The organism is Tessaracoccus rhinocerotis (genome assembly GCF_007197885.1).
GTDB classification, from domain to species: Bacteria; Actinomycetota; Actinomycetes; order Propionibacteriales; family Propionibacteriaceae; genus Arachnia; species Arachnia rhinocerotis.
Window position 1 is genome coordinate 108,569 of the sequence record NZ_VKKG01000005.1, and the last position, 18,032, is coordinate 126,600.

Genomic DNA, 18,032 nt, shown 5'->3' on the forward strand with positions numbered 1-18,032 from the left:
TCGTTGACCGTGCAATCGGCGTTCCGCGCCGCCTGCACGACCGGTGCCAGGTCGGCACTGGTCCACCCCCAGATCCTGCGCGCCCCCAACGGACCCGTGAGCACTGACGGCGGCAGATCCGGCCGCATCACCTGGGCCAACCCGTAGCGAACCTGCCCGACCCGGCGGCGAGCCTCGCGAGGGGCGCGCAGTCATCGGGCGGTCAGACGAATCGCACGAACTGGGAGCAGCGCCAGCCAACTCGCCAGGTCAACCACCAACCGGGCCCGCGTGGGGGCGGGCGCTGGGTGCTCCACGCCCACTAGCGGTGGCGCAGCCTGCGGTCCGCTCGTCAGCAGGGAACCCACCAGACCCATCCCCGACACCCCGTCGACCATCGTGTGGTGAGCCTTGACCACGACCGCCCAGCGCCCGCCCGAGAGTCCGTGGACCAGCCACAACTCCCACAGGGGGCGGTCTGCGTCCAGACGCGACGCCATGACCTGCGCCACCAGGGCCTGCAGTTGCGACTCGCCCCCGGGGGCGTCGACCTCGGCCTGGTGCAGGTGACGGGCCGCGTCAAAGTTCTCGACGTCCACCCAGATCGGCCGCCCCAGATCCAGCGGCATCCGCATCACCCGCCGACGAGCGATCGGTACCCCCGTTACACGCGTCACGACGAGGTCCCGGATCGACGACGTCTCGGGGGCCGGACCCTCCAGGATCAGTACTGACCCGACGTGCAGCGCCTGGGTCTCGGTCTCCATGGGCAGGAAGATCGCGTCCAGGGCGCTGAGCCGAGCGAAGCGAGTCATCCAGCCAGTCTGCCACCGGGTGAGTCCCGAATTGGTGGGAGTCGCCACTTGGGCCCGACCCTGTCGAACGCGGCTGGTAGGTTCGCTGGATGGCACGCTCCGACACGGCGAGAACCCTGGATCGGTTTCCGCGTGCCGCTCTCGCGAGGTATGCGCTGACGCAGCCCGAATTGCGCCCCTTCGCTTCCTCCTTCAACGACATCTACCGAGTTTCAGCGGTTGAGGGCGAGTTCGTGCTTCGGGTCAGTCCACGACAATGCGTCCACTCCGCCCACGCCGCACAGGCCGAGCAGGCCTGGACTGACCGGATTCGTAGCGCCGGACTGTCCGCACCGACGGTCGTCGGGACCCGCGACGGCGGCCTCGTGGTGACGGAGGACGGACCTGCCGCGCGACGGGCCGTTATGCTCACGTGGATCGCCGGCAAAGTCCTCGAGCAGCCGTTCCCCGCGGATCGCATCACGTCGCTGGGCGAATTGAGCGCCCGGTTGCACCAGGCAACCCCGCCGAGCAGCACCCGACCCGCCGGCGTGCTCGATGCCAGCTCCCCGACTCTCTTCGCCGTTCCCGACGTGCTGGAATCGGCACCGCCCGGGCACCGTGAGATCCTGCGACAGCGGTCCAAGCAGGCCAGGGAGTGGCTGCACGAACTCTGGTCAAGCGAGGAAGAGGTCCCGCGGGTGCTCCACTTCGACCTCACGCCCAAGAACGTGGTCGAAATGGACGGCGAAGGCCTGGCCGTCATCGACTGCGAGGACTTGGCTTGGGGGCATCGCGCACAGGACATCGCCAACACCATCTACGGCATCACGCACGGGGAGTTCGACGCCCACGCCATCACCATGTTCAGAACCGGCTACGAGCGCCACGCCGCCTGGCCGGATCTGGACGACGAGCGCCTGCGGCAGCTGTTCATCGTGCGGCGGATCGGCATGGTGAACCTGTCGCTCACTCTTCGTCGCCCCGGCTTGGCCGAATATCTCGACAGGCACGCCGCCGCCCTGACTCAATAGCCGCCCTGGCCGCGGTCAGAGCGGCTCTCAATCGCTCTTACCGTCCTCGGCCGTGACTGCGGCGGGGGAGCCAGTCGCCGGCACATGCGCGTCGGTGTCCAGTGCTATCACCCCGACCACGTTGCCGTCACAGCCCTGCTGTATGGAGGCACCCGCGCGGCGCAGCGTGGCGATCACGGGCGCGTTGGAGGATTTCGTTCGCAGCACGAGACGTGAGGCTCCCAGCGCAACAGCTCGTGCCGCGACGAGCCGCAGCACTTCATGGCTCAGCCCCCTGCCTCGCGCTGAGCGCGCCAGCCAGATTCCATACTCCAACTGTTCCGGATCCTCGATCGATGAGCGATGGAGCCGTGTCGCTCCCACGATGCGGTTGCCTGTGCGAATCGCTGCGGTCTCCTCGTCGCCCCCGCTGAGGCCGGCGCGGCGCTGGCGGTGGAAGGCGCGCAACCACTCCACGCGGCTGGTTGTCCAGCCATCCCCCAGCGGTGGGGTGACGTCGTCCGGCTCCGCGTCCGACATCGCAACCCCGATGAGTTCGTCCAGCACCGCCTCATCCACGGGAACCAGCTTCAGCTCACTGAGAAGCGGTCTGGATGGCGGCATCGGTTCCTCGCGACTGACAAGGGTCTTGCTCAGACAGAGTTCGCGGCGGCCACCGTGCAGACGATCGCGTCTGCCCGTCGGTTCGAATCCCAGACGTCGGTAGGCGTTCCTTCCCGCCGCGTTGTCCTCCATCACCCCAAGCACGATCTCATTCGCACCGGAACCGCGGGCCACCGCCTCGCAGGCTTCCATCAGGGCTTCCACCACCCCGGTTCCACGTGCCCGGGGGGCGATCCACATGCCCACCACCGTCCAGGTCCCGCCGAACTCGTGCACTCCCGCGACGCCGATGTCCTGACCCGAGCGTGAGGCCAAGAATGAGGACGGACGTTGCGCCCGCCGACGCCACTCTCCCTCGGTGAACGCCTGTTCGCGCACCAGGGTGGAGCCGAACATGTCGGGAGAGTCTGTCAAGGCAGCCAGACGTATGTCACGCAATCGCCACCACATCTCCTGCTCCACGAGAGTCACCTGCACGGACGGCCGCATGCTCTCACTCCGGTTCGGGCTGACTCCTGGGAGTCAGCTGGGTCAGGAAGCAACGCCATCCGTCGGGTCCCTGGAGGAGGAGATTTGTGGTCCATTCATCGGCTTCGATCGCCTCGCCACGGAACCAGGCCTTGTTTCGCCCGCGGGTGCGGATGACCGCCACCGCTCCGAATCGGTCGATCCCGAGGACCTCGTGGATCATGTCGTCATGTCGCAGATTCCCACTGGCCACCACGTCGTGGAAGGCCTGACGCGAGATGGGTCCGGGCCGGTCGACGAGAATCCAGTCCTCGGTGGTGAACGGCGCAATCCGCTCCACGTCATTGGTGACGATGGCCTCAGCCCAACGGTGGACGAAGCTCGCGAGTTCCGTGTCTGATCCCGAGGGCGAGTTGCCCGAAGGGGTGCTCATCATTGTGTTCCTCCTTCGTCGGTCCTTGAACTGGTTGCCGTTCGGTACGTCTTGCGCTCGATCAGTTGCTCAACGCCGTCCAGGATGATCGCGAGACCGAAATCGTACGTGCGTCGCGGGTCCGTGGCGGCCTGGAACTCCTCCCCCGCAGCAGTTCCCACCCGGGTTGCATGTGGAAACCGTGTCGGATCGACCAACGCCGCGAGCAGGGGGCCGGCTGTGCTCCACCATTCGCCCTCGGAGGTGTCCACATTCGTCTCGGCGCCCGAGAGACGGGCGGTTGACCTCACATGCTGAAGGACCAGTGTGAGCACCAGGTCGATCTCTACGTCGTCCAGTCCGGTTCCGGCCAGTGTTGCGAGCTCGACGTCGTACTTCGTCAGCGTCCCGGGCCCCAGCGCCGGACGTGATTCGTCGACGCCCAGCAGCCAACGATGGCGGGCCAAGAGGTCCCGGTTCCGCGCAGCGACGACTTCGATGGCCTGCCGCCACGGACCATCTTCGGGAACTGCATCGGGATCCTCGTACACCTGGCCGTTCACCCGATCAACCATCAGGTCGATGAGTTCCGCCTTCCCGGGGACGTAGGCGTAGAGCGACATGGCACCGACGTGCAGCCGATCTGCGAGCTTGCGCATCGACAGACTGTCCGTCCCACCCTCGCTGGCCAACGCCACCGCCGCGTCGACGATCGCATCGAGGGACAGTCCTGATCGGCCGGTCTTGGTGTGCGTCCGCCACAGGAGTTGGAGGCTCTGCAGCGGATCCCCTCGACCCGTGTGGTCAACCACTTCGAACTCCTGTCGGCTCAACGGAACAACCTTCCGCGGACAGCCTACTGTACGGTGTACCATGGTACGCCGTACGAAAGAATCTAGAACTAAGGATGCCCGTGATGGTTGCGATAGAGGCGGAGCACGTGGGAAAGAGCTACAGGACCGAAGGGGGTGATGTCGGGCTGCACGACCTGAGCGTGCAAGCGGAGGCCGGAACCGTGCTGGCGCTGTTGGGGCCCAATGGAGCAGGCAAATCTACGGCGGTACGTGGGCTGTCAACGCTGTTGAGCTTCGACCGGGGCCGCGCCCGGGTCGCCGGCCACGACATCCGCACCCAGGCTCGAGAGGTTCGGGAACGGATCGCCCTGGTCGGGCAGTCTGCTGCCGTTGACGACCAACTCACGGCGACCCAGAACCTCGTCCTGTTCGGCCGACTGCGAGGGATGGGTCGCGCAGACGCCCGTGCGCGAGCCAGTCAACTGTTGGACCAGTTCGGCCTGTCTGAGGCGGACGCCCGCGCAGTTCGTGGCTTCTCGGGTGGCATGCGGCGGCGACTGGACGTTGCCGCCAGCATGCTGGTCAGACCGGAGGTCCTGTTCGTCGACGAGCCGACCACGGGTCTCGATCCCATGGCGCGCCGGGACCTATGGCAGATCCTGAGGTCGATGGTGCGGGAAGGCACGACGATTCTGCTGACGACGCAGTACCTCGAGGAAGCGGACGCCCTGGCCGACCACGTCATCCTGTTGGGTCATGGCGAGGTCATTGCCGAAGGCTCGCCGGACAGGCTCAAGAGCATGGTCGGCCCGCCCGTGATCCAACTGGTCTTCGAGACCGGGGCCCAGGCGGATCTCGCGCTGTCGGCAATCGGGCGGACCGTCAAGGGGGCCGTCCTCAGGGATCTGAGGACGGTCGCCGTCGACGCAAACCACACCGACGTGCTGGCTCGGTGCCTCGAGGCACTTCGGGACGTCTCCGCCAGCCCGATCGAGGTCAGCATGGGCAAACCGTCGCTGGACGACGCGTTCATGAGGTTGACCGGACACCAGACCGACGCCCCTGAGGAGGAAGCATGAGCACCACAACGACGCCTGTCCTGGGTCATCCACACTCCATCCATCCCCCGGGGGTGTTCACGGCAGCCTGGGTGATCGCAGGGCGAACGGTCGGTTCCTGGCGGGAGCAGCTCGCTACCGTCGTCATCACCTGGCTCTTTCCGGTCTTCGTGACCGTGCTGTTCCTCGGCCTGTTCGGTGGCGCACTCCGCGTGCCCGAGGGCACCGCCTACGTCGACTTCCTGGTGCCCGGGATGCTGGCGGTGACGATGCTCTTCGGCCTCGAGACGACGACGTTGAGCGCCGCCGCCGACTCCGCCCTGGGGATCAACGACCGCTTCCGCACGTTCCCGATCCACTCCGCGGCCATCGTCCTCGGTCGCTGTCTGGCTGACATGCTGAGCTCCTTGGTCGGCCTCACGGTCATGGTGGCCTTCGGTTTCCTCCTCGGGTGGCGGGTACCGGACCTGTCCCCCGGGTCTGCGTCGGCCGCCCTCGCACTGCTCCTGTTGTTGCGCTTCGCGCTGCTGTGGATCGGACTGTACGTCGGGTACGGCGCGAAGTCGGTGGCGTCCGTGGCCTACGTCCAGATCCTGGTGTGGCCCCTCGCGTTCTTCTCCAGCGTCTTCGTCAACCCAGCCACGATGCCGGCGTGGCTGGGAGCGGTCGCCGAGTTCAGTCCGGTCTCGGCCACCGCCAGCACGGTCCGCGGACTCCTCGGTGGAACTTCCTGGCCGAATGTGGGCATCGGGGGCGAGTTCGCCCCGGTGCTCGCCGTCGCGTGGCCGGTGCTGTTGACCGTGGTCTTCCTGCCCTTGGCGGCGAGGCGCTTCCGAGACGGGGCAGTTGATCGACGAGACTGACGCACCTCACTGGGGCAGTGCTGACCAGGCCGACACCAGGAGCGCGACGGCAAGGCCGAGGTCGAGCACGAAGCAGGCCTCCGCGAGTGACCGGGTGACGACCTTGTCACGGATGAAGTGCACGACGTCCCAGAGCGTGTGTCCGATCGCGGCTGTTGCCGCGAGGTAGATCGTCGGCACGGGGGCGGACATCATCGCAGCCACCCCGACGGCCGTGTAGCAAAGGAATCCCAGGGCCTGGACGCCTACGTCTCGGCGCCGGCTGCCCTTGGCGCTGATGAGCCCGAAGACGGCGAGACCGATACCCATGGCGATCAGGGCGGCGGTGGGATCGAGACCGGCGACACTTGCGAGGACCACGACGGCGCTGGTGGCCACCACCATCACCCAGACGCTCCGCCGCGACCCGAGGACGGCCGCCCCGAGGTAGCAGGTGGCCGCGATGATGATGATCATCGCGGTGACGTGTGGGTCGGCGCCGTCGGCGAGGTTGGCGAGCAGCGCGAGCAGCCCCAGGGCTGCCGGCCATCGCGCCATCAGGTGGCCGAGGGCGCGTGCGACGCGGCCGCCGGAGGGCTGGGACTTGGTGCGACTCTTGAAGTTTGTTTCCATGTCCCCAAGTCTCAGTCGCCAGTGCGCCCGGTGAACCCGTGCGTCATGCACGAAGAACCTGTGCACCGCGGGTCGAGTCACACCCAGCCATTGTCTCGTGCAATCCGCCTGGCCTCGGCCCTGGATCCGGCCTCGAGCTTCCGCTGGATGGAGGCCAGGTAGTTACGAACGGTTCCCGGGGAGAGGAACAGTTCGCGTGCGACGTCGCGAACCGGACGATCCTCCTCGGCTGCCGCCAGGACCACGACCTCGCGCTGCGTGAGCGGCATCGGCTGGACGGTGAGCGCGTCAGCCGCGAGCACCGGGTCCACGTAGCGTTGGCCCTCGTTGACGCGGCGGACCACGTCGGCGAGGGCGGTGCCGGGGGCGCCCTTGGCGAGGAATCCTCGAGCCCCGGAGAGCAGCGCCTGCCGCAGGACATGGGGACGGCCGTGACCAGTGAGAATCACACCGGCACACTCCGGCAGGACTCGGCCCAGTTCACGGACCACGCCCACGCCATCGAGCTTGGGCATCTGCAGGTCCAGGATCGCGACGGCAGGTCGCCTGAGCAGCGCCTGCTCCACGGCCTGCCTGCCGTCCCGGACCGCACCCACGACCTCGATGTCCGGCTCGCGCTCCAGGAGGCTCACCAAGGCCTCCCTGATCAGTTCGTCGTCCTCGGCGAGGAGAACTCGGATGGCCGTGCTCATCGCCACCCTGCCGGGTCGCACGGGCATCGGACCCGCAGCACGTGGCAAGCGGCCGCATCCTGGGTGACGTCAAGGCGAGCGCCGAGGGCGGCGCAGCGCGCCGCCAACCCTGCCAGCCCGGTCCCATGAGAGCGCTCACCGGCAGCGGGGCCGCGCACCCCGTCGTTGGTGATGGCCAGTTCCACGTCGGAAGTGGTCTGCGCGAGCTGGATCGACACCTGTGTCGCCTCGCTGTGGCGCAGCACATTGGTCACGGCCTCCCTCGTGGCGGCGGCCATGAGCTCGCAGACGGGCTGCGGCATTCCTCCCAGGATCTCCGGGGGGACGCTGATCCTCACATCGATACCGGCGGAGCCGAGCACGAGCTCGGCGTTGAAGAGTTGGGTCGGGAGATCGGTGTCGGCCCGGCCACGTACGGTCCGGCGCGCTTCGGCGAGGGCACCCAGTGCCAGCGACTGGATCTCGCCGTTCTCGGCCACGGCCCGGGCTGGGTCGCTGCCGACGAGGCCGGCCGCGAGCTCAGCCTTCAGTGCGATGACGCTGAGGCGGTGCCCGAGGACGTCGTGCAGTTCACGACTGACTCGTAGCCTCTCCTGGACGATCGCGATCTCGGCCCCGGCCTCGCGCGCGGCCTGAGCAGCCCACAGCAGACGCAGCAGCCAGACCAGCGCCTGGGACATCGCCCAGACCACTAGTGCGCAGCCCAGCATGGTCAGAAGCACCGCTGCGGCGGGGCGTTCGAACGCGACGCTGCCGCCGTATGCCGCGAGTGCCATGGTGATCCCCGCGGGGGCGGCGCTTCGCCAGCCGAGCACTGCGCAGGCCGCCGTGGTGAATCCCCCAACCCATGCCCACGGATGCCCGCCCGGCTCCGCCCACGCGTGCCCCGGAAACCAGAGACCGAGGCTCACTGCCACGACCGCGACGGCGCACCACCACGTGGCGCTGGCGTCTGCCTGCACCCAGACAGATGCCCACAGGACGAGCAGGAGCGTCGCACCGTAAACCGCCAGACCGGAGGCATGGAGCGCGGCGAGCAGCGGGGTGGGAGGCGTGCTGAGAGACAGCGGAATCACCACGGCCCAGGCGAAGCAGGCCATCAGCACACCCAACACGACCAGGCGAGGACTCGGCGCGTCCGACGGGCCCTCCCCCGTCGCAGCCATGGGCGCACGGATGGCCCTGCTGTCCCGCGGCCGGCCCGCGGCCTGGCTCAGCGCCACCGGAACGCCTTCACCGAGATGGCCGCGCAGAGCACGGCCCACACGGACATGACGACGAAGGGTGCCAGCTCGCTCGTGCCCTGGTACCAGGCAGATGTCAGGGCCTGTGTCAGCGCGCCCAGGGGGGTGAATCCGGTGACCCGTTGGACACCCGGCGCCATCATGGGACCCGGCGTCCACATTCCCGCAGTGAACATGCAGGCCATGAAGACCAGCATCCCGACGCCATAGGCCACCTGTGCGTTGGGGGCGGTCGCCGCGATCAGCGATCCCACAGACATCATGGTGAGGGTTCCGAGCGCGATCAACACCGCGACCAGGACGACGTTGCGGGGTCCGACGGCTCCGAACGCGACGCGGGCCAGCACGAACGTGACCGTGATCGCGATGAGGAACGAGGCAGCGCTCACCATCCACTGCGCGAACAGCACGCGGTGGGAGCCCACCGGAGTGACGTCGAGGCGCCGCAGGACACCGCTTTCGCGATAGCCGCCGATCGCCGACGGGTAGTTCGTGACGGCCACGCTGACCAGTGCCACGGTGATCGAGATCGGGACGAAGAAATCGATCGCACGCAGTCCTGCCAAGGCTGGGTCGTCGCCCCCGACGGGTTCCAGCGTGCCGGGTATGACGAATCCCTGCATCAGCAGGAGCAGTGAGGGCAGCAGCAAAGCCATGAACACGCTGGTCGGATTGCGCATGAACAGCCGTGCTTCAGTGACCGTCAAAGTGGTTAGTGCACTCATGAACCTGTCCCTTCCCGTGGGTCAACGTCGTCGACGAAGGCGAGGTAGGCGTCCTCCAGGGTCCGGTCGGAGTCGGAGCCGGCCGAGGTGGCCCGCCGGAGCTCTACCGGTGTTCCGACGAACTGCGTCCGCCCAGCAGCGATGATGGCGAGTCGGTCCCCCAGCCTCTGCACCTCGTCGAGATGGTGGGAGACGAGGATGATCGTGACTCCTCGCCCCTTCAGCCGCTCGATGAGTTGCCAGACACTGCGCCGCCCTTGTGGATCGAGGCCGGTGGTGAGTTCGTCCAGGACCACGATCCGGGGTGAGCCGACCAGGGCAAGCCCGATCGAGAGTCGTTGCTTCTCACCTCCCGAGAGCTTCCCGAAAGCCCGCCTGCGTTGGTCCTCGAGTCCGACGGTGGTCAACAAGTCCCCCACGGATACCGGCCTGCTGTAGAAGGACGCGAACAACCTCACCGCCTCCTCCACCCGCAGGGCCGCCGGCAGCACGGCAGACTGCAACTGGTACCCGACCTGCTCCCGCACCTGCTGACGCTCCCTGATCGGGTCGATCCCGAGCACCTTGATCCGGCCGGAATCGGGCTTCAGCGTGCCTGCGATGCACTCGACCGTGGTGGTCTTGCCGGCGCCGTTCGGGCCCAGGATGCAGAAGACCTCCCCTGGTCGAATGGAGAAACTGACGTGGTCGACGGCTACGACGCCGGGGAACGTCTTGCGCAGTTCGCGCACGGTCACAGCGGCGTCACGCGGCCCGAGTGGCCGCGCAGCCTGCTGACGGTGCGTGCCCGGGCTCATTGCTTTTCCTCACCGCGCTGCCGGCGGCTCCGGGTGAAGCTCCACCAGAGCAGGTAGACCAGGAGCATTGTCACCATGCCCGCGGCCACGAGCACGTAGGATTCCCGGTCCCAACCGTCACTCCGGCCGAAGACAGCCACCGAGGCGGACCCGGCGATGACCGCGACGAGCATCGTGACCCGCTGGGCGACAGAGGCGTCGCTGCGTCTGCGCGCAACCGACGCGACGATCTCGCCGATCTGCAGCAGAGCAACACCCAAGCCCGAACCGACCGCGTACGCAACGACCCCACCCGGTACGGGTGCGCCCCTGACTGCGAGGATGACCGCGGCGGCCGTCACGAGCAGCGCGAGGGCATCCAGGCCGCTTGCGAGCAGCGGCCAAGGTCCTGCACCGTCTCGATCCTGTCTCCTCCGCGGGATGAAGTCCCAGGCCCGCGCGTCGTGCCAGCGGCTCGCGACGAAGCCGACCACGAATGTGGTCAGCGGCGCCGCGATGGTGGCCAACAGATTGCCGCTGAGAACCCAGACCACCGCGCCCAGGGCGACGGCGATCGGGAGCGACGAGAGCCGAGCGAACCACCAGCCGCGCAGGTACGCCTCCCTCGCCTCGGGCAGATCAGTGGGGTGGAGCAGCCGCTTCACCGCAGGGTCGGGCAGTTCCACTGCCTCGTGCATGTCATTCATGTCTTCTCCAAGGTGTTGTTGTGAGGTACTCGGGATCGACGCTCGCCCGTGCGAGTTCGTAGACCTTCTGCCGCGCCACGCCGAGGGCTCCGGCAACCGTGACTGCGCTGAACTCCTCGAGCAACGCATCAACGCAGACCGACCGGACGCTCGCGGCACGTGCGACCAGGTGCGACATCAAGGCGCTGACCTCTGCGGAGATGAGGGCGACCGCTCGCTCACCCCCGAACGGAGCTGCCCAGTCCTCACCCCCCGAGGCGGCGGCAGCGAAGAGCCGATCCCCGCCATCCTCGAGATGAGAGGCAACTTGGGCGGGGGTGACACCGGCCGCCTCGAATCGCTCGACCACGGCTTCGACCGTCTCTGGGCCGTCCTTGCGACGGTGCTCAAGAACGTGCGACCACTCGGCCGGCCGTGATGAGCTGTCCGGCACGAGAGAGCTGTCACCCCAGGGGTTACTATCCATACGGACATGGTGGCACCTTGGCCGAAGCCCGTCAACCCTGGGGTGACAGATCGCGCCGCGGGCGGACAGGCGACTGGTCCTGCCCGGGAGGCAACCGCTCGGAACCCGAACCGATGGCACTGTGCGCCGTGGGCGGGTCCTCCCGGAGCAGGTCCGTGGGAGCGACGCCGGCGAATCGGTGGACCTCGCGCACGAGATGACTCTGGTCGGCGAACCCGAACTCTGCAGCGACCCGCGCAGCCGGGAGCTTCCGCAACGCTCGGAGGGCATTTTCGAAGCGCACGATCCGAGACGCGGCCTTGGGGCCGAGCCCGATCTGCGCGGTGAAGCGAGAAGTGGCATGACGCTCACTCCAGCCGGTCTGTTCTATCAAGTCGCCGATCCTGGCCCGACCGCCAGCGCCTTGGATCTGCCGCCACATCCACGCGACAGAGGGATCGGGGCTCAGGCCACCACTCAGCAGTGACAGCAGCTTGCGGTCCACGAGTTCGAACCTCTTGCCCCAGGTCGGCCTGTCCCACAGTTGCTCGAGGAAGTCCTGGTTGAACGCTGGCGCAGCTTCAGCCAGGGAAACCACGCTCGAGGCCAGCTCACGCCCCGGCAACCCCAAGAGGCGCAGGATCCCCAGCGGCGTGAGGTAGATCTGGACGCTGAGTTGCACCTGGGAGAACGACGTCGTTGCCCAGCCGGGCATGAGACCCGCCACGAAGGAGTCGTGCCGCCCCTCTCCCGCTCCGTGCGAGAGGTGGACCACGTCCAGCGTCGGCCCCGACGACAGGACCAAGGGCATCAGGCTGCCCGCCACCTGGCGCCGTGTCACCGGCTGGGACGCCTGCTCCCGGTGGCCCACGATGCCGGCCACCAGTCCCGTCAGTTCCGGGCGCACCCGGTGGCGCACGAGGGAAGGTCCGATCGAAGGTGGTTGCGAGAAGGCCATGGTCGGGTGCCTCCGGTCAGATTTCTTCAAGCCGGGAGACAGGCTCATGGCAGATCCTTGACCCCGAAAGGAGTGCATCATGCGCAAACTGGTTGCGATCGAGTTCCTCTCGGTCGATGGGGTCATGCAGGGCCTCGGGTCCCCCGATGAGGACCGCGAGGGCGGGTTCGAACACGGCGGCTGGGGCGCACCCTATGCCGAGGGGATCCACGAGTCGAGCGGATCGGGCCTGGAACGTACAACCGCTTATCTCTTCGGGAGGAAGACCTACGAGAAGATGGCCGCCTACTGGCCCTCCGTGTCCGACGACAACCCGCTCGCCGCCCACTTGAACTCGACCGAGAAGTACGTGGCGACGTCGGCGTCGACCGGGGTCGACTGGAGCAACACGCGGGTGCTGCGGCGCGACCTCCCGGCCGCTGTGCGGGCACTCAAGGCTGTCGGCGAGGGTGACATCGCGATCCTCGGCAGCGGCGCCCTTGTCCGGTTCCTGCTCAGTGAGGAGCTCCTGGATGCAGTTCGGTTGTTCGTCCACCCGATCATCCTGGGCTCCGGCAAGCGGCTCTTCGGGACGCTCGAGCTTCCGCGCAACCTGAAGCTCATGAGCTGCAACACCACCCGAATGGGAAGCGTCGCCCTGTCGTACGACATCGAGCGGAGCCGGTGAGTACGCCCCGGAGAGGCCGTCGTCGCAGGACACCGAGCGCCCGATCACGGCACTGGACCACGAGCCCGGGAGCGGCATGTCACGCCGGGACCTGAGCGGGCCGGAACCGCATGACCGTTGCCCCCGACCGGAACTCGTGTCGGTGCACGAGTTCGAGTTGGATGCGCTCGCGAAGGCCGGCGAGCAACGTGGGCCCGCGCCCGGCCAGGACCGGCTGCACGAGGAACTCGTACTCGTCGATCAATCCAAGATCCGCGAGAGCCAGGGGAAGCGTCACTCCACCCACCCACAGCCCCTCGCCCTGCTGCTGCTTGAGCCGCCGCACAGCTTGTGCCAGATCATCTCGCAGCAACTCCGCGTTCCAGTCCGCCCCCTCCAAGGTGCTGGAGACCACGTATTTCTTCGCCCGGTCGATCGCCTCAGCGAACGGCACCTCCCACTCCTCCATCCAGTCCGGCCAGTGGCCCTCGGCCGGTTTGCGCCATGCCGATTCCATCATCTCGTAGGTCACGCGACCCATGAGCAGGGCGTCGGCCCGCTCCATCTCGGCGGCCCAGTAGCGCATGGACTCATCGTCCGGCGGGAGCCCTGCCTCGTGGTGGCAGCACCCGTCGAGCGTGACGTTGATCGAGTATCGAAGTGGTCTCATCGGTTTGCCCTCCTCGTCGGCGACTGTCGCGGGGCCGCTACGGCTGGTTGCAGCACGGCGTTTATGAGGCGCGCCGCATCGTTGCCGTCCACGTGCCCGGCGACGACATCGTCGGCGGCCGCGTTCATGATCACATGCGTGGTGGTCAGCAGCCAGCGCAGGGGCACATCGGTTCGGAATGCTCCCTCTCGTTGCCCACGTTCCAACACCCGACGCACCCGCTCCTCCGCTTTCACATGCAACTCTCGCACCCGCTCGAACGGCAGTTCTTTCTGCGCCGCGATCACCAGACCTCGGGCATCGCTGATCAGTGCCCAGCTGGTCTCGACAAGCCTGGCGAACGCCTCCGCGGGAGGCCCGTCGAGCGGCACGACGGACAACACCGAATCGCCACGCTCCAGACTGTCCGTCAGCGCTGCGTCGATGAGCTCGGCCCTGGACCTGAAGTGTCCGTAGAGCGTCATCCGCCCCAGTCCCGCTGCAGCAGCGATGTCAGCGACGGAGGCCTCCGGATTCTGCCGCAACACCCCGGGAGTGGCCGCGAGGATCGCCGCGCGGTTCCGCTGGGCGTCGGCTCGACGGTTCGCCGTCCTGTTGTCATCCGCCGCAGTTGCCCGCTCAACCCCTGGCACCAGCCACCTCCACTAATCGGCGCACTTCTCGATCACGAGTGTACGAGTTACACTGTTGAAGTCAAGCAATGATGCTCGAGTTACCCCGAGAGGACGCTCCATGGGCAGCTATCAGCAATCACACCACTCAGCAGATCGAGGCCCGGCCCTGGTGCTGGTGGGATGCACCCGCCGTCCACACCTGTCGCAGGCCATCTCCCGGGCCATCCGGCGGGTCACCCGTGTGCAGGCAGCGCTTCGCGCGCGAGTCGTAACGAGTCGCTCCAACCGGCTCCTCAGGAGACTCGCGGGCGCTGGCACCAACCCCGAGAACCTTGCGCGTATCGATCGAATGCCGGATCACCGGGCGGCTCGGCAGACCGCGCTCCACTACGAGGCACTGCGAAACATCAACCGGTGATGGTCACACGTGCGTGCGCCTCGCTGGCGACGTCGGTGGCGGGGTGGCGGATGCGCTGGACTAACAAGATCCCGGGCACTGGGTCGAAGACTTCCGACGCGGCCACGAGCCCGTCGGGCAGGGCAACACCGAAGCCGCGTAAGGTGGCGCGAGAGTCTCCGGGCGGGGTTCGGGCTGGACTTGAACTTCCAGCCGAACCGGCCTCTGACAAGGCCTTTTGCGGTCGGGCTGACAGGATTTGAACCTGCGACCCCTTGACCCCCAGTCAAGTGCGCTACCAAGCTGCGCTACAGCCCGCCGTCGCCATCAGGCAACCCCCATAGATTAGCGAGTATCCGCCCGGGACGCACATCGGGGTCGTACCGAAGCTGAGCAGGGCCCGGCCGGCCGTCCCGAATCCAGGATGACTCAGCGCTGTCCGAGGAACAGGGAGCCAACCCGCACGAGGAACGGGAGGCACAGCACGCCGACGATCACCGCGTTGACCACGAGGTTGTCCCGGAGGATGGCGATGAACTCGCGCACTGTGGCACTGGGCCAGTAGTAGCGAGCGGTCGGCGAACCGACGGCGTAGCCCGGCACGCCGGCGTCCCGCATCAGGGTGGCCGCCCGGAAGGCGTGGTAGCTGTTCGTGGCGACGGCGACGTCCTCCCCCACCCCGGCGCGCCTGATCACCTCGGCCGAGTACTCGAGGTTCTCGCGGGTGTCGGTGGAGCGGTCCTCCAGCAGGATGTGCTGGTTGGGCACGCCCTTCTCACGGAGGTAGTTGCCCATCGCCTCGGCCTCCGCCAACTTCTCGTCGGCGCCGCGGCCGCCCGAGGGGACCAGGACCGTCTCGAGACCGGCGGCACGGGAGCGCTCGTAGAGCTCCATCCCGAGGTCGAGGCGGGCGGCCAGGAGGGGCGAGACTCGCTCCCCGCCGAAGAGGCCCGCCCCGAGGACCACGACGGCTCCCACCGGCTTGCCGAAGCGCCGGGTGGCCCAGCCGTAGATGCTCGAATAGATCAGGAAGGCGGCGAACACGAACCCGATGTAGCCCAGCGGCAGCCCGGCGAACATCAGCCAAACGGTCAGCTCGAAGCTGTTGAGGAGCACGCCGAGGACCGCCGCAACCACGTAGGCGAGCAGCAGCGCCCCGATGGCCCCGGTCAGGAGCGCGGCAGGCCTCCTGCCCTCCTTGCGCAACATCTCGAATGTGTTCCAGATGAGGAAGACCCCGAGCACCACGACGGCCATCAGCGCGACGCCCATGAATGCCACGAGCACCCACACCGCGCCGAGCTCGGGGTCGAGATTCTCGGCCAGGTGCACCAGTTCGGACAGCAGCCGGCCCAGGAGGAAGAACACGACCCCGGTGAGCACCAGCCCCGGCGGCATCCTCCGCGGGTCACGCCAGACGAGGAACACCCCGAACGCCGCGACGAGCACCACTGGAACCCACTGGAGCAGGACCTCCACTACTTGCGGTCCTTGTGCTTCTCCCGTGCCCGGACGTCGATGTGGATCGGTGAGCCCGAGAACCCGAACTCCTCGCGCAGGCGACGCTCGATGAAGCGCACGTAGCCGGCGTCCAACGTGCCGCTGGTGAACAGCACGAACTTGGGCGGGCAGTTCTGCGCCTGGGTGCCGAACAGCACCCGCGGCTGCTTCCCCGAGCGCACGGGGTGCGGGTGGGAGGCGGCGATGCGCCCGAGGAACGCATTCAGCTTGCCGGTGGAGATCCGCGTCTCCCAACCCTCCGCGGCCTCCTCGATCGCCTTGCTGATCTTGTCGACGTTGCGCCCGGTGAGCGCGGAGATGTTCACCTTCGGCGCCCAGGTGAAGCCGACCATGTCACGCTCGATCTCGCGGTCCAGGTAGCGGCGGCGCTCGTCGTCGGTGAGGTCCCACTTGTTGAACGCCACCACGAGGGCACGTCCGGTCTCCTCGACGTTGCTGAGGATGCGCAGGTCCTGCTCCGTCACGGGCTCCGACGCGTCGATCACCGCGACGCACACCTGCGCCCGCTCGATGGCCGTCTGGGTGCGCAGGGACGCGTAGAACTCGTGGCCCGAGGCCTCCTTGACGCGACGGCGGATGCCGGCGGTGTCGATCAGCCGGTAGACCTGCCCACCGACCTCGACGATCTCGTCCACCGGGTCGACGGTGGTGCCCGAGACGTCGGAGACCACCACCCGCTGCTCGGCGGCCAGCTTGTTCAGCAGCGACGACTTGCCGACGTTCGGCTTGCCGACGATGGCCACGCGGCGGGGCCCGGACTCCTCCACGAACTTCTCCTCGGGGGCCTCGGGCAGCGCGCCCAGGATCGCGTCGAGGAGGTCGCCGGAGCCGCGGCCGTGCATGGCGGAGACCGGGTGGGGCTCCCCCAGACCGAGGTTCCACATGGTCGCGGCCATCGCCTCGTGGCGCTGGTCGTCGACCTTGTTGGCGGCGAGCACCACCGGCTTCTTGGATCGGCGAAGGACGCGGACGACGGCCTCGTCCTCGTCGAGGGTGCCGACGGTGGCGTCCACCACGAACAGCACGGCGTCGGCCAGGGAGATCGCGAGCTCCGCCTGCTCGGCGATCTGCTGGGACATGCCCTGGGCGTCGGACATCCAGCCGCCGGTGTCGACGAGGACGAACTCGCGGCCGTTCCAGTTCGCGTCGTAGGAGACGCGGTCGCGGGTCACTCCGGGTACGTCCTGGACGACGGCCTCACGGCGCCCGAGGATGCGGTTGACGAGCGACGACTTGCCGACATTCGGGCGTCCGACCACCGCCACGACGGGCTTGGTCAGGATGGGTTCTTCGCTCACGGTTCTCCTCGGGCTTTCGGTTCGGCTCATCCTATCTGCTGGGCGGCGTGCACCACCCTCGTCGGGTCGTCACCGCGCAGGACGAGCGAGACCGGGGCGAGGCGGGACCACAGGCCACCGGTCACGATGCGAGCGTAGTGGGCCGCCCCGTCCGCATCGCGCCACCCGATGGTGGTCATGTCCGTCATCCGCCCCGACGAGCGCGAGTCCAGCACCGCGCCCTCCACGACGACGTAGCCCTCGGGGAGTCGTCGGAGCAGCTGCTCGCGATACTCCCGGTCCCGCCAGCGCCGCATCCTGCCGACCCCCAAAAGGGCGAGCGGGACCACCGCGAGCCCGACGAGCACGGTCACGATGCCCTGCCACCGCAGCCAGCTCGACGTGAACGCGACGCCGAGCACCAGCCCGGTCGCGATGCCGAGCAGTGCGTAGCGGACGCACTCCCAAGCCACCCAGCGGCGGGTGACGGCAGCCCCCGCGCGCCCGACCGCGAGCCGCGACACCAGCAACGTCAGCGCGAACGCCGCGACGGCCAGCAGCGCGGAGCCACCGAGGAGCAGCGGCAGGTTGGGGTCCTCCCCGGCCTCGAAGGCCTCCAGCATCCCCAGTGCCGTGGGCGCCCAGAACACGAGGAAGACCATCACGATGCCGGTCTCGACGAAGATGCCGGTAATCGCGCGCACCCTGGGGATGGGGGCGGTCTCGTCGGTCATGGTTCTCCT

Annotated in this window: 22 protein-coding genes and 1 tRNA gene; 5 read left to right on the top strand and 18 right to left on the bottom strand. The window is 67.9% G+C overall.

Annotated elements, in window-relative coordinates; translation table 11 throughout:
* Positions 1 to 3: 3 nt before the first annotated feature.
* A complete protein-coding gene (locus tag FOJ82_RS16265; protein ID WP_185975775.1) occupies positions 4 to 147 on the top strand; it encodes a hypothetical protein in 144 nt (47 codons plus the stop codon).
* A 44-nt stretch (positions 148 to 191) separates the two neighbouring features.
* Here FOJ82_RS16265 and FOJ82_RS12230 read toward each other — a convergent pair whose 3' ends face one another.
* The gene (locus FOJ82_RS12230) at positions 192 to 794 is read right to left on the bottom strand and encodes a wax ester/triacylglycerol synthase domain-containing protein (protein ID WP_143938775.1); all 603 of its coding nucleotides are present in this window, start codon (positions 792 to 794) and stop codon (positions 192 to 194) included.
* 89 nt (positions 795 to 883) lie between these two features.
* Here FOJ82_RS12230 and FOJ82_RS12235 point away from each other — a divergent pair, with 89 nt between their 5' ends.
* The gene (locus FOJ82_RS12235; RefSeq protein ID WP_143938776.1) at positions 884 to 1,807 is read left to right on the top strand and encodes a phosphotransferase enzyme family protein; all 924 of its coding nucleotides are present in this window, start codon (positions 884 to 886) and stop codon (positions 1,805 to 1,807) included.
* A 27-nt stretch (positions 1,808 to 1,834) separates the two neighbouring features.
* On the opposite strand, the gene FOJ82_RS12240 is transcribed toward FOJ82_RS12235, so the two are convergent.
* From FOJ82_RS12240 to FOJ82_RS12250, 3 genes are read right to left on the bottom strand one after another with little or no spacing between them, the layout of a single operon-like run.
* Positions 1,835 to 2,872: a GNAT family N-acetyltransferase gene (locus tag FOJ82_RS12240; protein WP_185975776.1), complete on the bottom strand. Its 1,038-nt coding sequence runs from the start codon at positions 2,870 to 2,872 to the stop codon at positions 1,835 to 1,837.
* A 31-nt stretch (positions 2,873 to 2,903) separates the two neighbouring features.
* Positions 2,904 to 3,314, bottom strand: a complete 411-nt coding sequence (locus tag FOJ82_RS12245) for a nuclear transport factor 2 family protein (RefSeq protein WP_143938778.1) — start codon at positions 3,312 to 3,314, stop codon at positions 2,904 to 2,906.
* Positions 3,311 to 4,123, bottom strand: coding sequence for a TetR/AcrR family transcriptional regulator (locus tag FOJ82_RS12250; protein WP_246099871.1), 813 nt, complete (start codon positions 4,121 to 4,123; stop codon positions 3,311 to 3,313). The genes FOJ82_RS12245 and FOJ82_RS12250 overlap by 4 nt, the downstream gene beginning before the upstream one ends.
* Before the next feature lie 83 nt (positions 4,124 to 4,206).
* Between FOJ82_RS12250 and FOJ82_RS12255 the strand changes: the two genes are divergently transcribed.
* The gene (locus FOJ82_RS12255; RefSeq protein WP_246099872.1) at positions 4,207 to 5,163 is read left to right on the top strand and encodes an ATP-binding cassette domain-containing protein; all 957 of its coding nucleotides are present in this window, start codon (positions 4,207 to 4,209) and stop codon (positions 5,161 to 5,163) included.
* Entirely contained in the window at positions 5,160 to 6,005 is an 846-nt protein-coding gene (locus FOJ82_RS12260; RefSeq protein WP_143938781.1) for an ABC transporter permease, read from the top strand. Before FOJ82_RS12255 ends, FOJ82_RS12260 begins: the two co-directional genes overlap by 4 nt.
* A gap of 6 nt (positions 6,006 to 6,011) precedes the next feature.
* Here the strand turns inward: FOJ82_RS12260 and FOJ82_RS12265 are convergent, their stop codons facing one another.
* From FOJ82_RS12265 to FOJ82_RS12300, 8 genes are all read right to left on the bottom strand, one after another.
* Positions 6,012 to 6,617: a hypothetical protein gene (locus FOJ82_RS12265; protein WP_221933150.1), complete on the bottom strand. Its 606-nt coding sequence runs from the start codon at positions 6,615 to 6,617 to the stop codon at positions 6,012 to 6,014.
* Positions 6,618 to 6,694: 77 nt separating this feature from the next.
* The gene (locus tag FOJ82_RS12270) at positions 6,695 to 7,309 is read right to left on the bottom strand and encodes a response regulator transcription factor (RefSeq protein ID WP_143938782.1); all 615 of its coding nucleotides are present in this window, start codon (positions 7,307 to 7,309) and stop codon (positions 6,695 to 6,697) included.
* Positions 7,306 to 8,532 (bottom strand): sensor histidine kinase, encoded by a 1,227-nt coding sequence (locus tag FOJ82_RS12275; protein WP_143938783.1) that lies wholly within the window; start codon positions 8,530 to 8,532, stop codon positions 7,306 to 7,308. The genes FOJ82_RS12270 and FOJ82_RS12275 overlap by 4 nt, the downstream gene beginning before the upstream one ends.
* Positions 8,523 to 9,278, bottom strand: a complete 756-nt coding sequence (locus FOJ82_RS12280) for an ABC transporter permease (RefSeq protein ID WP_143938784.1) — start codon at positions 9,276 to 9,278, stop codon at positions 8,523 to 8,525. Before FOJ82_RS12280 ends, FOJ82_RS12275 begins: the two co-directional genes overlap by 10 nt.
* On the bottom strand, positions 9,275 to 10,075 hold the full coding sequence (locus FOJ82_RS12285) for an ABC transporter ATP-binding protein (RefSeq protein ID WP_143938785.1): 801 nt from the start codon (positions 10,073 to 10,075) through the stop codon (positions 9,275 to 9,277). Before FOJ82_RS12285 ends, FOJ82_RS12280 begins: the two co-directional genes overlap by 4 nt.
* Positions 10,072 to 10,761 (bottom strand): hypothetical protein, encoded by a 690-nt coding sequence (locus FOJ82_RS12290; RefSeq protein ID WP_143938786.1) that lies wholly within the window; start codon positions 10,759 to 10,761, stop codon positions 10,072 to 10,074. Before FOJ82_RS12290 ends, FOJ82_RS12285 begins: the two co-directional genes overlap by 4 nt.
* Complete coding sequence (locus tag FOJ82_RS12295; RefSeq protein WP_143938787.1) at positions 10,754 to 11,227, bottom strand: hypothetical protein; 474 nt, start codon at positions 11,225 to 11,227, stop codon at positions 10,754 to 10,756. The genes FOJ82_RS12290 and FOJ82_RS12295 overlap by 8 nt, the downstream gene beginning before the upstream one ends.
* A gap of 31 nt (positions 11,228 to 11,258) precedes the next feature.
* Positions 11,259 to 12,212: a helix-turn-helix domain-containing protein gene (locus FOJ82_RS12300; RefSeq protein WP_185975777.1), complete on the bottom strand. Its 954-nt coding sequence runs from the start codon at positions 12,210 to 12,212 to the stop codon at positions 11,259 to 11,261.
* 31 nt (positions 12,213 to 12,243) lie between these two features.
* Here FOJ82_RS12300 and FOJ82_RS12305 point away from each other — a divergent pair, with 31 nt between their 5' ends.
* Entirely contained in the window at positions 12,244 to 12,831 is a 588-nt protein-coding gene (locus tag FOJ82_RS12305; protein ID WP_143938789.1) for a dihydrofolate reductase family protein, read from the top strand.
* Positions 12,832 to 12,910: 79 nt separating this feature from the next.
* On the opposite strand, the gene FOJ82_RS12310 is transcribed toward FOJ82_RS12305, so the two are convergent.
* From FOJ82_RS12310 to FOJ82_RS12335, 6 genes are all read right to left on the bottom strand, one after another.
* Entirely contained in the window at positions 12,911 to 13,480 is a 570-nt protein-coding gene (locus tag FOJ82_RS12310; protein WP_143938790.1) for a dihydrofolate reductase family protein, read from the bottom strand.
* Entirely contained in the window at positions 13,477 to 14,112 is a 636-nt protein-coding gene (locus tag FOJ82_RS12315; protein WP_221933151.1) for a TetR/AcrR family transcriptional regulator, read from the bottom strand. The genes FOJ82_RS12310 and FOJ82_RS12315 overlap by 4 nt, the downstream gene beginning before the upstream one ends.
* A 623-nt stretch (positions 14,113 to 14,735) precedes the next feature.
* Positions 14,736 to 14,809, bottom strand: a tRNA-Pro gene (locus FOJ82_RS12320).
* A gap of 111 nt (positions 14,810 to 14,920) precedes the next feature.
* Positions 14,921 to 15,970: a YdcF family protein gene (locus FOJ82_RS12325; protein ID WP_143938792.1), complete on the bottom strand. Its 1,050-nt coding sequence runs from the start codon at positions 15,968 to 15,970 to the stop codon at positions 14,921 to 14,923.
* On the bottom strand, positions 15,970 to 17,340 hold the full coding sequence (gene der, locus FOJ82_RS12330) for a ribosome biogenesis GTPase Der (RefSeq protein ID WP_143938793.1): 1,371 nt from the start codon (positions 17,338 to 17,340) through the stop codon (positions 15,970 to 15,972). The genes FOJ82_RS12325 and der overlap by 1 nt, the downstream gene beginning before the upstream one ends.
* Positions 17,337 to 18,023 carry a hypothetical protein gene (locus tag FOJ82_RS12335; RefSeq protein ID WP_143938794.1) on the bottom strand — a complete coding sequence of 229 codons (687 nt, stop codon included), beginning with the start codon at positions 18,021 to 18,023 and terminating at the stop codon, positions 17,337 to 17,339. The genes der and FOJ82_RS12335 overlap by 4 nt, the downstream gene beginning before the upstream one ends.
* Between the last annotated feature and the right edge of the window lie 9 nt (positions 18,024 to 18,032).

Bases quoted from the DNA above. Each gene is read 5' to 3' on its own strand.
- FOJ82_RS12230 (WP_143938775.1), bottom strand. From the start codon at position 794: ATGACTCGCTTCGCTCGGCTCAGCGCCCTGGACGCGATCTTCCTGCCC.
- FOJ82_RS12235 (WP_143938776.1), top strand. From the start codon at position 884: ATGGCACGCTCCGACACGGCGAGAACCCTGGATCGGTTTCCGCGTGCC.
- FOJ82_RS12245 (WP_143938778.1), bottom strand. From the start codon at position 3,314: ATGATGAGCACCCCTTCGGGCAACTCGCCCTCGGGATCAGACACGGAA.
- FOJ82_RS12255 (WP_246099872.1), top strand. From the start codon at position 4,207: ATGGTTGCGATAGAGGCGGAGCACGTGGGAAAGAGCTACAGGACCGAA.
- FOJ82_RS12260 (WP_143938781.1), top strand. From the start codon at position 5,160: ATGAGCACCACAACGACGCCTGTCCTGGGTCATCCACACTCCATCCAT.
- FOJ82_RS12265 (WP_221933150.1), bottom strand. From the start codon at position 6,617: ATGGAAACAAACTTCAAGAGTCGCACCAAGTCCCAGCCCTCCGGCGGC.
- FOJ82_RS12270 (WP_143938782.1), bottom strand. From the start codon at position 7,309: ATGAGCACGGCCATCCGAGTTCTCCTCGCCGAGGACGACGAACTGATC.
- FOJ82_RS12280 (WP_143938784.1), bottom strand. From the start codon at position 9,278: ATGAGTGCACTAACCACTTTGACGGTCACTGAAGCACGGCTGTTCATG.
- FOJ82_RS12285 (WP_143938785.1), bottom strand. From the start codon at position 10,075: ATGAGCCCGGGCACGCACCGTCAGCAGGCTGCGCGGCCACTCGGGCCG.
- FOJ82_RS12290 (WP_143938786.1), bottom strand. From the start codon at position 10,761: ATGAATGACATGCACGAGGCAGTGGAACTGCCCGACCCTGCGGTGAAG.
- FOJ82_RS12295 (WP_143938787.1), bottom strand. From the start codon at position 11,227: ATGGATAGTAACCCCTGGGGTGACAGCTCTCTCGTGCCGGACAGCTCA.
- FOJ82_RS12300 (WP_185975777.1), bottom strand. From the start codon at position 12,212: ATGAGCCTGTCTCCCGGCTTGAAGAAATCTGACCGGAGGCACCCGACC.
- FOJ82_RS12305 (WP_143938789.1), top strand. From the start codon at position 12,244: ATGCGCAAACTGGTTGCGATCGAGTTCCTCTCGGTCGATGGGGTCATG.
- FOJ82_RS12310 (WP_143938790.1), bottom strand. From the start codon at position 13,480: ATGAGACCACTTCGATACTCGATCAACGTCACGCTCGACGGGTGCTGC.
- der (WP_143938793.1), bottom strand. From the start codon at position 17,340: ATGAGCCGAACCGAAAGCCCGAGGAGAACCGTGAGCGAAGAACCCATC.
- FOJ82_RS12335 (WP_143938794.1), bottom strand. From the start codon at position 18,023: ATGACCGACGAGACCGCCCCCATCCCCAGGGTGCGCGCGATTACCGGC.